This window comes from Klebsiella sp. GN_Kp190, assembly GCF_040061795.1.
Lineage (GTDB): Bacteria > Pseudomonadota > Gammaproteobacteria > Enterobacterales > Enterobacteriaceae > Klebsiella > Klebsiella michiganensis.
The window spans coordinates 180,265-196,760 of record NZ_JBEAFN010000010.1 but is presented as its reverse complement, the minus strand read 5'-3'; the positions used below and the strand labels follow the sequence as shown (position 1 = coordinate 196,760).

The 16,496-nt window shown below is 53.9% G+C and carries 13 protein-coding genes; 5 read left to right on the top strand and 8 right to left on the bottom strand.

Annotated features, from left to right (window positions below):
* The 8 genes from rseP to rpsB form a co-directional block, all read right to left on the bottom strand.
* Positions 1–1,353: a sigma E protease regulator RseP gene (gene rseP / locus ABLU67_RS08100; RefSeq protein WP_049069153.1), complete on the bottom strand. Its 1,353-nt coding sequence runs from the start codon at positions 1,351–1,353 to the stop codon at positions 1–3.
* An 11-nt stretch (positions 1,354–1,364) separates the two neighbouring features.
* Positions 1,365–2,222 carry a phosphatidate cytidylyltransferase gene (gene cdsA, locus ABLU67_RS08095; protein ID WP_014228000.1) on the bottom strand — a complete coding sequence of 286 codons (858 nt, stop codon included), beginning with the start codon at positions 2,220–2,222 and terminating at the stop codon, positions 1,365–1,367.
* A 12-nt stretch (positions 2,223–2,234) separates the two neighbouring features.
* Positions 2,235–2,993 (bottom strand): (2E,6E)-farnesyl-diphosphate-specific ditrans,polycis-undecaprenyl-diphosphate synthase, encoded by a 759-nt coding sequence (gene ispU, locus ABLU67_RS08090; RefSeq protein ID WP_004098751.1) that lies wholly within the window; start codon positions 2,991–2,993, stop codon positions 2,235–2,237.
* Positions 2,994–3,235: 242 nt separating this feature from the next.
* The gene (gene ispC / locus ABLU67_RS08085) at positions 3,236–4,435 is read right to left on the bottom strand and encodes a 1-deoxy-D-xylulose-5-phosphate reductoisomerase (protein ID WP_057173044.1); all 1,200 of its coding nucleotides are present in this window, start codon (positions 4,433–4,435) and stop codon (positions 3,236–3,238) included.
* 226 nt (positions 4,436–4,661) lie between these two features.
* Positions 4,662–5,219 (bottom strand): ribosome recycling factor, encoded by a 558-nt coding sequence (frr, locus tag ABLU67_RS08080; RefSeq protein ID WP_004098748.1) that lies wholly within the window; start codon positions 5,217–5,219, stop codon positions 4,662–4,664.
* Between the two features lie 205 nt (positions 5,220–5,424).
* Entirely contained in the window at positions 5,425–6,150 is a 726-nt protein-coding gene (gene pyrH / locus ABLU67_RS08075) for a UMP kinase (protein ID WP_004098747.1), read from the bottom strand.
* 146 nt (positions 6,151–6,296) lie between these two features.
* Positions 6,297–7,148 carry a translation elongation factor Ts gene (gene tsf / locus ABLU67_RS08070; protein WP_004098746.1) on the bottom strand — a complete coding sequence of 284 codons (852 nt, stop codon included), beginning with the start codon at positions 7,146–7,148 and terminating at the stop codon, positions 6,297–6,299.
* A gap of 119 nt (positions 7,149–7,267) precedes the next feature.
* A complete protein-coding gene (rpsB, locus tag ABLU67_RS08065; RefSeq protein ID WP_003856207.1) occupies positions 7,268–7,993 on the bottom strand; it encodes a 30S ribosomal protein S2 in 726 nt (241 codons plus the stop codon).
* 323 nt (positions 7,994–8,316) lie between these two features.
* Here rpsB and map point away from each other — a divergent pair, with 323 nt between their 5' ends.
* The 5 genes from map to ABLU67_RS08040 all read left to right on the top strand — a co-directional run bounded on the left by map (position 8,317) and on the right by ABLU67_RS08040 (position 16,495).
* Positions 8,317–9,111, top strand: a complete 795-nt coding sequence (gene map / locus ABLU67_RS08060; RefSeq protein ID WP_004098745.1) for a type I methionyl aminopeptidase — start codon at positions 8,317–8,319, stop codon at positions 9,109–9,111.
* A 191-nt stretch (positions 9,112–9,302) separates the two neighbouring features.
* Positions 9,303–11,966 carry a bifunctional uridylyltransferase/uridylyl-removing protein GlnD gene (gene glnD / locus ABLU67_RS08055; protein WP_046878565.1) on the top strand — a complete coding sequence of 888 codons (2,664 nt, stop codon included), beginning with the start codon at positions 9,303–9,305 and terminating at the stop codon, positions 11,964–11,966.
* 33 nt (positions 11,967–11,999) lie between these two features.
* Positions 12,000–12,824 (top strand): 2,3,4,5-tetrahydropyridine-2,6-dicarboxylate N-succinyltransferase, encoded by an 825-nt coding sequence (gene dapD, locus ABLU67_RS08050; protein ID WP_004098743.1) that lies wholly within the window; start codon positions 12,000–12,002, stop codon positions 12,822–12,824.
* Between the two features lie 107 nt (positions 12,825–12,931).
* A complete protein-coding gene (locus tag ABLU67_RS08045; RefSeq protein WP_004098742.1) occupies positions 12,932–13,321 on the top strand; it encodes a DUF3461 family protein in 390 nt (129 codons plus the stop codon).
* A 195-nt stretch (positions 13,322–13,516) separates the two neighbouring features.
* Positions 13,517–16,495 (top strand): putative mucin/carbohydrate-binding domain-containing protein, encoded by a 2,979-nt coding sequence (locus ABLU67_RS08040; protein WP_128696719.1) that lies wholly within the window; start codon positions 13,517–13,519, stop codon positions 16,493–16,495.
* The last annotated feature ends 1 nt before the right edge of the window (position 16,496 follow it).

Here is a 16,496-nt window from a genome sequence, read left to right as displayed (position 1 = left end):
TTACAACCGAGAGAAATCATTGAAAAGTGCAAGCCCCATTAACAGCACCAGCAATATTGAGCCAATGCGATAACTAAAGTCTTGAACTCGCTCGGATACCGGCCCGCCTTTCAGCTTTTCAATCGCCAAAAACAGCAGATGTCCCCCGTCGAGAACGGGAAGCGGGAACAGGTTGATTATGCCGAGGTTCACGCTGATCAGCGCAAGGAACATCAGATAGTAAATCAACCCAAATTCCGCTGACATCCCAGCCCCCTGGGCGATAGAAATCGGCCCGCTGAGGTTGTTCAGTTTGACATCACCGGTTATCAATTTGCCCAGCATTCGGACCGTTAACGACATCAGCTGCCAGGTTTTATCCGTGGCTTCAGCGATGGCGGCAAACGGCCCGTACTGACGCACTGTCTTATATTCATCAGGCAGCGGGATGACCTTAGGTACGACCCCTGCAAACCCCTCCGCTTTGCCTTTGGTAGACTTCGTGTCCGGCGTCAAGGTCACCGACAGGGGACTACCCTGCCGCTCGATGTCCAGAACTAATGCCCTACCCGGATTATCACGCACCAGATTAACAAACGTCATCCACTGCGTTAACGGTTGACCATCGACTTTAACGATCCTGTCGCCCGCTTGCAAACCCGCCTTCTGCGCCGCCGAGTCAGATTGTACTTCAGCCAGGACGGTATCAATCTGCGCGCTGCGAGGCTGAATGCCCAACGAGGCAACCGGATCTTGTTTATCCGGCTCAAACGCCCAGTGCTGCAGATCGAGGATTTTATCCTGACGTTGATTGGTCCCGAAAGGGGCGACCGTAACTATTGTTTGCCGATCGCCTATCTTCGCCACCAGCGCCATACGTACTGCATCCCAATCAGGCGTTTCGATGCCATCTATCGCTTTAAGTTCCGTTCCTTTTGCAATTTGTGCTTGCGCGGCGATCGAGTTGGGCGTTATGTCGCCAACGACCGGACGCACGCCTGGCACGCCGATAATAAACACCAGCCAGTAGGCAAAAATGGCAAAAAGGAAGTTCGCGATTGGCCCCGCGGCAATAACGGCGGCGCGCTGGCCGACGGTTTTGTTGTTAAACGCGAAGTGACGCATCTCTGGCGCCACGGGCTCAACGCGTTCGTCGAGCATTTTGACATAACCGCCCAGCGGAATAAGGGCGATAATAAATTCCGTACCTTGCTTATCAAAACGGCGCCACAGCGCTTTGCCAAAGCCGATTGAGAAACGCTCAACGCGGATACCGCAGCGGCGAGCAACCCAGAAATGGCCAAACTCATGGACGGTGATCAACACGCCCAGCGCAATAATAAAAGCAGCCAAATTCCAGAGAACGCTCAGCATAAAACCTTCCGTCAAATCGTCCTGAAAACCAACAAGAGTAGGCAAGCAAACACGGGCACCGCGGCCGTCAGGCTATCGATACGATCGAGGATGCCGCCGTGTCCGGGAATCAGATTTCCGCTATCTTTAATGCCAGCTTCGCGTTTAAACATGCTTTCGGTCAGGTCGCCGAGTACCGAAGCCAGGGCCGCGACAATAGAACACACCAGCAGCACCATCGGCGTGACATTCAGATGGGCCCACCAGCCGTAAGCCCAGGAGATAACTGCTGCCGTTAACAGACCGCCGAAAAAACCCTGCCAGGTTTTACCCGGAGAAACCTTTGGCGCCAGCTTATGCTTACCGAACATTTTTCCGAACATGTAAGCGCCGGAATCCGCGCCCCAGACCAGAATCATCACGTACAGCAACCACAGCGCACCGCTATAATGGTCATCGGTGTAATGCCAGGCCCGAAGCGCCAGCATGCCCCAAAAAAACGGCACGATGGTCAGGACGCCAAAAATCAGACGGAGCGTTTTTGAATTGCGCCAGAAAGCCGCTGAAGCGGGGTAAGTCAGCACTAAAAGCAGCGCGACGACCCACCAGCCTAATGATGCCCATAGCGCGCCCTCAACCAGCGGTTGATGAACGTCATAATGGTATTCCGGCATCAGGAATAGCATCAGCGCCAGCAGCAGACCGCAAAGCACTGACAGCCAGACTCTCTGGGTAGTTGAAGTGAAACCGCTAAATTGCCCCCACTCCCACGCGGCGAGCATACAGACGACTAGCGTAACGATGGCAAAACCCGCGGGCGGCAGTAAAAAAAGCGCCGCAATAACAACGGGTATTAAGACGAAAGCAGAAATCAGGCGATACTTCAGCAAAAGTGACCCCCATCAGGCATTGTTGCCGCCCGGCTCAGTGCCGCCGAAGCGACGCTCTCGATTAACAAAGGCATGGAGTGCACCTTCAAAGTCCTGTTCAGCGAAATCGGGCCAAAGAACATCCGTAAAGTAAAGTTCGGCATAGGCAATTTGCCAAATCAAAAAATTACTAATGCGATGCTCTCCCCCGGTCCTAATAACTAAATCTACGGGAGCCAGTTCATGCATGCAGACCTGCTGGCTCAACATCTCTTCTGTGATTTGCTCGGGCTGAAGCACCCCGTCTTGCACCTGTTTGGCCAGATGACGAACGCCCTGGACGATATCCCAGCGACCGCCGTAGTTCGCCGCAATATTCAGGGTCAAACCGGTGTTGTTCTCAGTCAGCGCCTCCGCTTTGCGAATACGCTCCTGGAGACGCGCATTGAAGCGCGTGGTCTCGCCGATAATACGCAGACGCACATTATGCCGGTGCAGACTTTTCACTTCGCTATCCAGCGCCCAGACAAACAGCTCCATCAGCGCGCTGACTTCCTGCGCCGGGCGATTCCAGTTTTCACTGCTGAACGCGTATAACGTCAACGCTTCAATACCATTATTCGCCGCGAAAGAGACGGCGCGACGAACAGATTTAGCGCCGGCTTTATGGCCAAAGGCGCGGATCTTTCCTTGCCGTTTTGCCCAACGCCCGTTGCCATCCATAATAATGGCCACATGACGACAGCCATGCGCAGGCAACATTTCGCTGACAGTTTGATTAGCAGACAACATAACGCGTTTTAAGTCCATAATAAGGATTAGCTAAGCTACTAAACACGGGCCACCGGTCAGCGCTGGATACGCATTTTTATCCGGTGCCGGAGCTACGGCCAATCGCAGAGAACAACCAAAAGCTTTACGCAAAAAAGCCGTGTCTTGCCACGGCCACCGTAATCTTTCACACCAAAATGCAACGATCGGATGGCGCAGACTATATCACTGAAGCACAGCGCCCACAAATATCACAACGCGTATCAGAATTTGCGCCACGCCGTCAGGAGCTGGCCTGCGCTTACCCGGGCCATCGCATCAATAGCCAGCACTTCATCAATACTTTGCGGCTCATTTAACGCCTGTTGATCCAGCACCGCCTGATTTATCGCCGCAATATCGGTAAAGCGAATATCCCCGTTCAGAAACGCCGCGACCGAAACTTCATTTGCCGCATTCAGCGCCGTGGTCGCCGCCTGGCCGACATCAAAAGCCTCCATGGCCAGCTTCAGACAGGGGTAACGGCCGTAATCCGGCGCCGAGAAGCTCAGAGTGCTCAACTGACAGAAATCCAGCGGTTTCACGCCAGAATTAAGGCGTTTTGGCCAGCCCATCGTGTGGGCAATCGGCGTACGCATATCCGGCTCGCCGAGCTGCGCCAGGACGCTGCCATCCTGATAACGTACCATCGAGTGAATCACCGATTGCGGATGGATCAGGACTTCCATCTGCTGCGCCGAGGCGTTGAACAGCCAGCGGGCTTCGATATACTCCAGCCCTTTGTTCATCATGGTGGCCGAATCGACAGATATTTTGCGCCCCATCGACCAGTTTGGATGCTTGCATGCCCGATCGGGGGTCATCGCCGCCAGTTCAGAAATCGCCGTTTCCCGGAAGGGACCGCCGGAGCCGGTGAGCAGAATCGACGCCACGCCGTTCTGGGTTAAATCAGCGTATCCCAGATTATGTTGAATTGTTTCCGGCATACTCTGAAAAATCGCATTATGCTCGCTATCAACCGGCAACAATCGTGCGCCGTACTGCTGCACGGCATCCATAAACAGACGGCCACAGGTCACCAGCGACTCTTTGTTCGCCAGCAGCACCGTTTTACCCGCACGAATGGCTGAGAGCGTCGGCACCAGGCCTGCTGCGCCGACAATCGCCGCCATCACCTGCTCAACCTCGTCGAGCGCCGCCACTTCTGCCGCCGCCTGCTGGCCGCTCATGACTTCCGTTCGGCTGCCCTGCTCGCGCAGTTGCGCACGCAGCAGCTCCGCGCTGTGCGCATCGTCCATTACCGCGTAACGAGGGGAGAATTCCAGACATTGTTCAACCATACGGTCGACATTTTTCCCGGCGACCAGCGCGGTGATAGAAAAGCTATCAGGATTATGGCGCACCACATCCAGCGTGCTGCAGCCGATAGAACCGGTCGAACCAAGAATGGTTAATTGCTTCATGAGGCGTCCAGAATAATGAAGACAGGATAAAAAGCAAAACGCCGCCAGCAAACCCTTATGCATCAATTATCGGTTGACAGAGCGGAGGCGCAAGGCCTTTGACATGGCGCCAAAGGCTACAAGGCCAGCCGTCTAAACGCAATCCCGAAAATTGAGCGTACGGTCTCCTGTACGGCGTTTCAGATTTTACGCAGGCCGATCGTCAGACCTGCGTGTCGGCAGAGAATCAGAACTGCATCAGTTCCGCTTCTTTATCCGCCAGCGCCGCATCAACTTTCTTGATAGCAGCATCAGTCATTTTCTGCACATCTTCCTGAGAGCGGCGATCGTCATCTTCGCTGATCTCTTTCTCTTTCAGCAGCGCTTTGACTTTGTCGTTGGCATCGCGACGAACGTTACGTACGGCAACGCGCGCCTGTTCAGCTTCGCCACGCACGATTTTGGTCAGATCTTTACGACGCTCTTCGGTCAGCGGCGGCAGCGGAACGCGGATATCGCTGCCCGCAGAGCTTGGGTTCAGACCGAGGTCGGAAGCCATAATCGCTTTTTCAACGGCCGGGCTCATGGAACGATCGAAGACGTTGATCTTCAGCGTGCGGGAGTCTTCTACCGTTACGCTAGCCAGCTGACGCAGCGGAGTCGGCGTGCCGTAGTATTCCACGATAATGCCATCCAGCAGGCTGGGAGAAGCACGACCCGTGCGTATTTTGCTGATTTGGGTTTTGAACGCTTCAACGCATTTGTCCATGCGTACTTCAGCATCTTTTCTGATATCGCTAATCACGTTACGAATCCTTGAAAACTTGTCTCAGACAGACCAGACGGTCACCCACTGCAAAAGTGAGCTAAGTATAGTCATGTTTATGCTCAGCGTCTTTCAGGCTGCGGGTCAGCCGCAGCATTCCGTCCACAGAGCATGTTGAAAACCATCGGGTCAAAAACCCGAAAAAGTAAGGCCGAATATTACCCGTATTTGACGCTGACGGGAATTACTCAGTAATTAATGTGCCTTCTTTTTCACCCATCACCACGCGGCGCAGCGCGCCAGGCTTATTCATATTGAATACGCGAATCGGCAGTTTGTGGTCACGCGCCAGGGTAAAGGCCGCAAGATCCATCACTTTCAGCTCTTTATCCAGTACTTCGCTGTAGGTCAGCTGATCGTACATCGTTGCGGAAGGATCTTTGGCCGGGTCAGCGGTAAATACACCGTCGACTTTGGTGGCTTTCAGTACCACATCGGCTTCAATTTCAATGCCGCGCAGGCAGGCAGCGGAATCGGTGGTAAAGAATGGGTTGCCGGTACCCGCGGAAAGAATCACCACGCGGTTGTTACGCAGCAGGCTGATAGCTTCCGCCCAGCTGTAGTTATCGCACACGCCATTCAGCGGAATCGCTGACATCAGGCGGGCGTTCACATAGGCGCGATGAAGTGCATCACGCATTGCAAGGCCGTTCATGACCGTTGCCAGCATGCCCATGTGGTCGCCCACAACGCGGTTCATACCCGCTTTCGCCAGACCAGCACCACGGAAAAGGTTACCGCCACCAATCACTACGCCAACCTGAATACCCAGCTCAACCAGTTCTTTGATTTCCTGAGCCATGCGGTCAAGTATGCTCGCATCAATACCGAAGCCTTCTGAACCTTGCAGAGCTTCGCCACTTAACTTAAGCAGAATACGTTTGTAGACGGGTTTTGCATTGGTAGCCATGTTTCTTTCCTGAGACTGTCAACGAATGAGATGAATTAATTCTGGCGACATTGTACGTCGCTTTTCAGCGTGCCCACTATAGCGGTTGGCTGAATTTACACATTAGGCGCAAAAAGAAGCCGCCCTCAGGCGGCTCCTTTTGAAAATTAAGACTGCTTGGACATCGCAGCAACTTCTGCTGCAAAGTCAGTCTCAACTTTCTCAATGCCTTCGCCCACTTCAAAGCGGATGAAGCCAGTCACGTCAGCGTTGTGCTCTTTCAGCAGCTGAGCAACGGATTTGCTCGGGTCCATAACGAACGGCTGACCGGTCAGAGAAACTTCGCCGGTGAATTTCTTCATGCGGCCTTCAACCATTTTCTCTGCGATTTCTTTCGGCTTGCCAGACTGCATGGCGATGTCCAGCTGAACCTGGTACTCTTTTTCGACCACTTCAGCGGAAACGTCTTCCGGCTTAACGAATTCAGGCTTGCTTGCAGCGATGTGCATAGCCAGCTGTTTAACCAGCTCTTCGCTCGCGCCTTTAGCGGCAACCAGAACACCGATACGCGCGCCGTGCTGGTAAGAGCCCAGAACTTCGCCTTCCAGGGAAGAAACGCGACGGATGTTGATGTTCTCACCGATTTTAGCAACCAGCGCAACGCGTTCTTCTTCGAACTGTGCTTTCAGAACTTCAACGTCGGTGATTTTGCCTGCAACAGCTGCATCCAGAACTTTGTTAGCAAATGCCTGGAAGCCACCATCTTTAGCCACGAAGTCAGTCTGGCAGTTAACTTCCAGAATGATGCCGTAGGTGCCATCGATTTTAGTGATGATCACGCCGTCAGCGGCAACGTTGCCCGCTTTTTTCGCTGCTTTAATAGCACCGGATTTACGCATGTTTTCGATTGCCAGCTCGATGTCGCCGTTCGCTTCAGTCAGCGCTTTTTTGCAATCCATCATGCCTGCGCCAGTACGCTCGCGCAGCTCTTTTACCAGGGATGCGGTAATTTCAGCCATTCTTTATTCCTCGGGAGATGTGATCGGCCCGGTTCCAGGAACCAGACAGATTTGAAAGTGAAAAAGGGGCCGCTAAGAGGCCCCTATTTATACACGGTACTAAATAAGGGTATGCCTTATTATTCAGCTTCTACGAAGCTTTCTTCCGCCTGAGAAGCCAGATCCTGAGAACGGCCTTCACGAACGGTAGCAGCAACAGCGCTCAGGTACAGGCTAACTGCACGGATTGCGTCGTCGTTACCCGGGATAACGAAGTCAACGCCGTCCGGATCGGAGTTAGTATCAACGATAGCAAATACCGGAATACCCAGGTTGTTTGCTTCTTTGATTGCGATGTGCTCGTGGTCAGCGTCGATAACGAACAGCGCGTCCGGCAGGCCGCCCATGTCTTTGATACCGCCCAGGCTGTTTTCCAGCTTGTCCAGCTCACGAGTGCGCATCAGCGCTTCTTTCTTGGTCAGCTTGTCGAAAGTACCGTCCTGGGACTGAGTTTCCAGGTCTTTCAGACGTTTGATAGACTGACGAACGGTTTTCCAGTTAGTCAGCATACCGCCCAGCCAGCGATGGTTCACGAAGAACTGGTCGCAGCTGTTAGCAGCGTCTTTTACCGCTTCGCTTGCAGCGCGCTTAGTACCAACGAAAAGGATTTTGCCTTTGCGAGAAGAGATCTTGTTCAGTTCAGCCAGAGCTTCGTTGAACATCGGTACAGTTTTCTCAAGGTTGATGATGTGAACTTTGTTACGCGCGCCGAAGATGAAAGGCTTCATTTTCGGGTTCCAGTAACGGGTCTGGTGACCAAAGTGAACACCAGCCTTGAGCATGTCGCGCATGGAAACAGTTGCCATGTTTAAAACCTCTATAGATAAAAGTTGGGGTTATGCCTCCACGTATCCCATATTACCGACCCCAAAGGGCACCCCGGAATATGTGCCGATACGTGTGTGTTGTTACACAAAGTGAGATTTGTCGCTTCAGTCCATCTTGTGTATCTGAGAATGGAACAGAAGTCCGGCGCGCTTTATACCACAAAACAGGACCAGACACCAACTGTTGTTGACGTCGCGTGCTGCTAATGATTCTCAATTTGGCAGCAGGACGCCCGGACTGTTAACATTGTTCAGACATAATCTATTATTGTCGAAAAAATCGACACTGCTGGACACAATCCATGGCTATTTCTATCAAGACATCTGAAGACATCGAAAAAATGCGCGTTGCCGGCCGCCTGGCCGCTGAAGTGCTGGAAATGATCGAACCCTACGTAAAACCGGGCGTCAGCACCGGCGAACTGGATCGCATCTGCAACGATTATATCGTTAACGAACAAAAAGCCGTATCCGCCTGCCTGGGCTACCACGGCTTCCCGAAATCCGTCTGCATCTCTATTAATGAAGTGGTGTGCCACGGGATCCCGGACGACGGCAAGCTGCTGAAAGATGGCGATATCGTCAACATTGACGTCACCGTCATTAAAGATGATTTCCACGGTGATACCTCGAAGATGTTTATCGTCGGTAAACCGACCATTCTGGGCGAGCGCCTGTGCCGCATTACCCAGGAAAGCCTCTATCTGGCCCTGAAAATGGTCAAACCGGGCGTTAATCTGCGCGCTATCGGCGCGGCTATCCAGAAATACGTTGAAGCCGAAGGTTTCTCCGTCGTGCGCGAGTACTGCGGCCACGGTATCGGCCGCGGTTTCCATGAAGAACCGCAGGTGCTGCATTACGACTCTCCGGAAACCAACGTGGTGCTCAAACCCGGCATGACCTTTACCATTGAGCCGATGGTCAACGCGGGTAAAAAAGAGATCCGCAGTATGAAAGACGGCTGGACGGTAAAAACCAAAGACCGGAGCTTGTCTGCGCAGTATGAGCATACTATTGTGGTGACAGACAGCGGCTGCGAAATACTGACGTTACGCAAGGATGACACCATCCCGGCGATAATCTCGCACAACGAATGATGAAAAGCCGGCGCCAGCCGGCTTTTTTATGACGGGCACCCTGTGGGCCGCCGCAAGCGACGTTAAAAATCGCTCCCGGCGATTTTTTATGACGGGCGTCCTGCCCGTCACCCTATGGGCCGCCGCAAGCGACGTTAAAAATCGCTCCCGGCGATTTTTTATGGGTGATAGTTTTTTATTATGGTGGCGCGATGAGCAACTCTTTATCTGATACTGTCTCCCCTGCCCTGGCCGACCAGCCGGCGAATCCGGGCTGCTGGCCGCAGAGCGACTTCAACTGCGCGGCTATCAAGGCGCACATCGACGCTTTTCAGCGCTGGCTGGGCGAAGCGTTTGACCACGGCATCGCCGCAGAGAGATTGATTGAGGCGCGCACCGAATTTATCGATCAACTGCTTCAGCGGCTATGGGTCGAGTACGGGTTCGGGTCGATGAACGACATCGCGCTGGTCGCCGTCGGCGGTTACGGCCGCGGCGAACTGCACCCGCTTTCCGATATCGACCTGCTTATCCTGAGCCGTAAAAAGCTGCCCGATGAGCAGGCGCAGAAGGTCGGCGAGCTGCTGACGCTGCTGTGGGATATCAAGCTGGAAGTCGGCCACAGCGTGCGCACCCTCGAAGAGTGCCTGCTGGAGGGGCTGTCGGACCTCAGCGTCGCCACTAACCTGATTGAATCGCGTCTGCTTATTGGCGACGTCGCGCTGTTCCTTGAACTGCAAAAACACATATTCAGCGACGGCTTCTGGCCATCGGAAAAGTTCTTTGCGGCAAAAGTCGAAGAGCAGAATGTACGCCATCAGCGCTATCACGGGACCAGCTATAACCTCGAGCCGGACGTGAAAAGCAGCCCCGGCGGCCTGCGCGATATTCACACCCTGCAGTGGATCGCGCGCCGCCATTTCGGCGCCACCTCGCTTGATGAAATGGTCGGCTTCGGTTTCCTGACCGAAGCCGAGCGCAACGAGCTTAACGAATGCCTGCATCAGCTGTGGCGCATTCGCTTTGCGCTGCATCTGGAGCTCAACCGCTACGATAATCGTCTGCTGTTCGACAGGCAGTTCAGCGTCGCCCGTCGCCTGCGTTACGAAGGCGAAAGCAACCAGCCGATCGAGCATATGATGAAGGATTTCTTTCGCGTCACCCGCCGGGTGAGCGAGCTGAACCAAATGCTGATCCAGCTGTTCGAAGAGGCGATTCTGGCGCTCACCGAAGATGAGAAGCCGCGGCCGATTGACGATGATTTTCAGCTGCGCGGCACGCTAATCGATCTGCGCGATGACACGCTGTTCATCCGCGAACCGCAGGCGATTCTGCGCATGTTCTTTATGATGGTGCGCAACAGCAGCATTACCGGCATCTACTCCACCACGCTTCGCCACCTGCGCCACGCTCGCCGTCATCTGACGCAGCCGCTTTGCTATATTCCGGAAGCGCGGACCCTGTTCCTCAGCATGCTGCGCCATCAGGGCGCGGTCAGCCGGGGGCTGCTGCCGATGCACCGCCATAGCGTGCTGTGGGCCTATATGCCGCAATGGTCGCATATTGTCGGTCAGATGCAATTTGACCTATTTCACGCCTATACCGTTGATGAACACACGATCCGCGTGCTGCTTAAGCTTGAGAGCTTCGCCAAAGAAGAGACCCGCAGCCGCCATCCGCTGTGCGTTGAACTGTGGCCGCGCCTGACGCATCCGGAGCTGATCCTTATCGCCGCCCTCTTCCACGATATCGCGAAAGGACGCGGCGGCGACCATTCGATTCTCGGCGCGCAGGACGTGCTGAAATTCGCCGAGCTTCACGGTCTTAACTCGCGCGAAACCCAGCTGGTGGCGTGGCTGGTGCGTCATCATCTGCTGATGTCGGTCACCGCCCAGCGTCGCGATATTCAGGATCCGGAAGTGATCAAGCAGTTTGCCGAAGAGGTGCAAACGGAGAACCGTCTGCACTACCTGGTTTGCCTGACCGTCGCCGATATCTGCGCCACCAACGAAAACCTGTGGAACAGCTGGAAGCAGAGCCTGCTGCGCGAGCTCTATTTCGCCACCGAAAAACAGCTGCGCCGGGGGATGCAAAACACGCCGGATATGCGCGAGCGGGTGCGTCACCACCAGCTACAGGCGCTGGCGCTGCTGCGGATGGAAAATATTAATGAACAGGCGCTGCACCAAATCTGGAACCGCTGCCGCGCCAACTACTTTGTGCGCCATACGCCAAACCAGCTCGCCTGGCACGCGCGTAATCTGCTGCAGCACGATCTCAGCAAACCGATGATCCTGCTCAGTTCCCACGCCTCGCGCGGGGGCACCGAGATCTTCATCTGGAGTCCGGATCGTCCTTACCTCTTCGCCGCCGTTTGCGGCGAGCTGGATCGACGTAATCTTAGCGTTCACGATGCGCAGATCTTCACCACCCGCGACGGCATGGCGATGGATACCTTTATTGTTCTTGAGCCGGACGGCAGCCCGCTTTCCGCCGACAGGCACGAAATGATCCGCGTGGGCCTGGAACAGACCATCAGCCAGCGCAGCTGGCAGCCGCCGGCGCCCCGTCGTCAGGCGGCGAAGCTGAGGCATTTTTCCGTGCCGACGGAGGTGAATTTCCTGCCGACGCATACCGACCGGAAATCCTTTCTTGAGCTGATTGCTCTCGACCAGCCGGGTCTGTTAGCGCGCGTCGGCCAGGTGTTTGCCGACCTCGGAATTTCGCTCCACGGCGCGCGAATTACGACAATTGGTGAGCGAGTAGAAGATTTATTTATAATCGCCACCGCAGACCGGCGCGCCCTTAATAATGAGCTACAGCAAGAAGTGCAACAACGGTTGACAGAGGCCCTCAATCCAAACGATAAAGGGTAACGTATTTTTTTAAGTAAATGGAAAGAGTAAACAATGCAGCAATTACAGAACGTTATTGAGTCCGCTTTTGAGCGTCGCGCCGACATCACGCCGGCAAACGTGGATACCGTAACCCGCGAAGCGGTTAACCAGGTGATTTCTCTGCTTGATTCCGGCGCGCTGCGTGTCGCTGAAAAAGTTGACGGCCAGTGGGTCACCCATCAGTGGCTGAAGAAAGCGGTTCTGCTCTCTTTCCGTATTAACGATAACCAGGTTATCGATGGTGCGGAAAGCCGCTACTTCGATAAAGTCCCAATGAAGTTCGCGGATTATGATGAAGCGCGTTTCCAGAAAGAAGGTTTCCGCGTCGTTCCGCCGGCGGCCGTTCGTCAGGGGGCGTATATCGCTCGCAACACGGTTCTGATGCCGTCCTATGTGAACATCGGCGCCTACGTTGACGAAGGTTCGATGGTTGATACCTGGGCGACCGTGGGTTCCTGCGCGCAGATCGGCAAAAACGTCCACCTGTCCGGCGGCGTCGGCATCGGTGGCGTACTGGAGCCGCTGCAGGCGAACCCGACCATTATCGAAGATAACTGCTTTATCGGCGCGCGTTCGGAAGTCGTTGAAGGCGTCATCGTCGAAGAGGGTTCCGTTATCTCCATGGGCGTCTACCTCGGCCAGAGCACCAAAATCTACGACCGCGAAACCGGTGAAGTGTTCTACGGCCGCGTTCCGGCGGGATCCGTCGTCGTCTCCGGCAACCTGCCGTCAAAAGATGGCAAGTACAGCCTGTACTGCGCGGTTATCGTCAAAAAAGTCGATGCCAAAACCCGCGGCAAGGTTGGAATCAACGAACTTCTGCGTACCATCGACTAAGCAGCATGAAAAGCGGGAGGCATCCCGCTTTTTTTATATATTGAGCTGGCGAAGATGGATTTTTTCGTTAATTATTCAAAGATTACGATGATATCAAAGGTACCGTTATGTACGATAATCTGAAAAGTCTTGGTATTACCAATCCTGATGAAATCGATCGCTATAGCCTGCGGCAGGAAGCCAACAACGACATTCTGAAAATCTACTTTCAGAAGGATAAAGGCGAGTTCTTCGCCAAGAGCGTCAAGTTCAAATATCCGCGTCAGCGCAAAACCGTTGTCGCCGACGGCGTGGGCCAGGGATATAAAGAAGTCCAGGAGATTAGCCCTAATCTACGCTATATCATCGACGAGCTGGATCAAATCTGTCAGCGCGATCGCACCGAAATCGATCTGAAACGTAAGATCCTCGACGATCTGCGTCACCTCGAAAGCGTGGTGACGAATAAGATCAGCGAAATCGAATCCGATCTGGAAAAACTGACCCGCAATAAGTAAGCCTGATACGGGCCAGATGCTGGCCCTGTTTCTCTCTGCCTCATCCTCTTTTTTCTCACTTACCCCCACCGGCAGCATCAGCGAATATCAGCTATTCCTCTCTGATATCATTTCATCTCATATCCCTATCTACATGAATGACATAATAAAATAAGTCGCTGTATGTTCAATTTCCACCTGAAAGGAGATCATACGATGACACAGGAAATTGAACAAAAATTTTATACCCTACAATCTGCGCCCTGGCTGGATAAGACCGGTTTTGAAAAAGGACGGCAGCACGATCGCCAGCCGCTGGGCTTTATTCTGCCCGCCAATACGCCGCTGCACATTCGCCAACCGGATATCAGCAACGGCAACTCGATTCTGCGCCTGCTTTGCAATGATACCGCGCTAGAAAGCACCAGCACGATCGCCACCGGCTGGAAAACGGTCAGCGCCACGGTCGACACCGTTCCTTTTGTCGATACGCTGTTTACCGACCAGTCCAGCGAATTCACCGTCATCTACCAGCAACCTGCGGCAACTAAACCGCTGCCGTGCTGGAAAGCAGGACAATCTGAGGATGAATTTTTCCTCAGCTGGGAGAAAAATCAATCCGCACTCGCGCTGCTTGATTTAGATGTGATTAACCTGCTGCTGCCCTACGCCGACCGCGATAATGCGATGAAAGCGGGCTTATCCTCGCTACACGCTTATTACACCCACCTTTTCAAATGCTATAACGACTGGGCTGGGCTAAGCGATCGCCCGGATGCGCCGTGGAACCAGGATGTCGCCAACCGCTACTTTGTGCGGGCAGATAAACACGGCGTCGGCGCAGCCTATTATCACCCCTGGTGGTGCGCACATACATCATCAACGTTAGGTGAAGGCTGGCTGGATAACGTTGCGACGCAGTGGGTTATTCTTCATGAAATTGCGCACGGGTATCAGGGCAAATTTATGCAGGACACCACTCTGCCCGTCAATGAGGTGTGGAACAATATTTACGCCGCTTTCTATCAGCAGCTTACCCTGAGCCAGGATAATCATCTCTATGTGGATGGCTGGCTCTATAACTATGGTCAGCAGGCCGTACAGGAACTCCAGCTGATGACCTATATAAAAGACCAGACGCCGGTCGCCAGCTGGGGCCTGCGTCCGCGCCTGCAGTTCCTGATGCTGATGTTGCTAAAAGCAGGAACCAAAGCCTTCAGCGCCTTTAACCAGAACTATCGTGAACTGGCCAACGGCGATAGCTTCCGGCCGTCCGATTATCAGCTTATCGATATGTTGGCTACCGCCATTGCCGCCGCCGCAGGGTATGATGTCACGCCGTTTATCGAGCTATGCGGCTTAACGCTGGAAATTACCACTAAGGGAGATATCGCCGCGCTGGCGGCAAAACCGCTCTATCCGCTGTATCTTTTCCTTCCGCAAAGCGAATGGGATAGCGCGCGGCGGCAGCTGGGGCTGGACTCCTTCGTGTGGCTGGTGGATAACAGCGAACTGGCGGCATTAGGCAAAACGGGGACGCTATCCCTGACGTTCAATATCGACCAGCTGGAACAAATTTACGGGCGAACGCTGACGATTAAAGATAATTGTGGCACGCATTATTCACTGGTTGTTAATGATGACACGTTGATCCTGAATGATATTCCAGTCGGCGTTTACCAGATCGATCCTCCGAAAGGCCGTTCACAAAAATATCGTCCGGATATCAGCTATCTCGTCGTAAAAGAAGGGGCGAATGCGGCTACCATCAACTACACCCGACAACGCGATACCCGCGGGCGTAACGTGACAATGAGCTTTTTAGGTATTGGCGACACGCCGTTTGCATATCTGGATATCGATTTCGAAAATCAGCAGCTTACGCTGAATATTACCAGCGCCACGCCGCACAACAACTACCCTGACGCGCTCTATGCCGGCGTATGCGTACTTTCCGCCAGCGGCGAAAAAGTCTTTGAGCGCAATATGAACGGCACAAACTGCGCCACCGGTAAGGTGATTATTCCCTTCGGCCCTCACTATCACTTGTATATTACTCACGTCGAGCCGGGACGTCTGAAAGCCTCCCCGGAGTATTTACCGCTGATCGCGGGCGAGAAATGCCAGCTGATGCGTATTGATGAGAGTGGGCTTTACAACTTTATCCTCGATAATAATCCGGCGGAAGATTTACTGGCTATTTTCGAGCATGACGCTCAGGCGATGCGTAACCAGCCCTCGCTATTAGCGCAGGAAGAGAGCGTATGTAAAAACGATCTCTGGCTGATGCTCTCCCATATTGAAGAGCCCCAGCGCAGCAGGCTGCTTAAAGAGTATGCCGATGTTCTGCCTCAGGATAATAGTGAACCGGGCGAGTTGACGGGCAAGAGCGTGACCCTCAATCTCAGAGGACAGGGCAACAAAGATTTTTGCCAGATCGTTATCGATAATCAACAGCACGCCATGACGGTCACCACCCGTACCGGTGCGCCGCACCCGTATTATGTCTCCCATACCTACGCCAGCATTACGGTAACCGGGGCGGACGATACGGAGGTTTATCGCCGCAGCTATGCCGGAGCGACCAACAACCTGGCAAACAGCGAAACTCTCGCGCTCGCTGAAAACATGATCATTGAGGTTTTCCATGATGAGCCATTCCGCTCCAGCGCCAGCAATGATACGACGCATCTCGCCATTACGCTGAAGCAGCACAACCGCTGGCGGGTAGTGAAGGATGGGCTGGAGGCCTGTTCGCTGGTGCCAGACCCGGAGGATAAAGAAACTACGGATGCTGAGGACGAGGCTACAGAGCTGTATGGCGATCTCTTCTGCTGGCAGCTACTTGGCAATGATAATATTCGTTTTGCGACGATGGAGATGGATATTGGCCGCGGCGCGCTCACCTTTACCGCCAGCCCCGTGGTGCCGAATAAGCACTTTACGACGGCCTATGCCGCGGTGAATATCTACAATACGCGCGGCTCGGTGGTTTATCGCCAGTCCATTAAAGGCTCATCGCAGCTTGGCGACTATATAGATACGGCAATACTTGATGAGGGCTATATCATCGAAGTATTCCATGCCGAAGCCGGCGATCGCTCCGTCATTATCAACCCACAAAACGGTAACGCCTGGCCACAGCCTCATACCGTCTCCTGGCAAGTCACGGCCCGCGGACTGCAGCGCCTGTAAT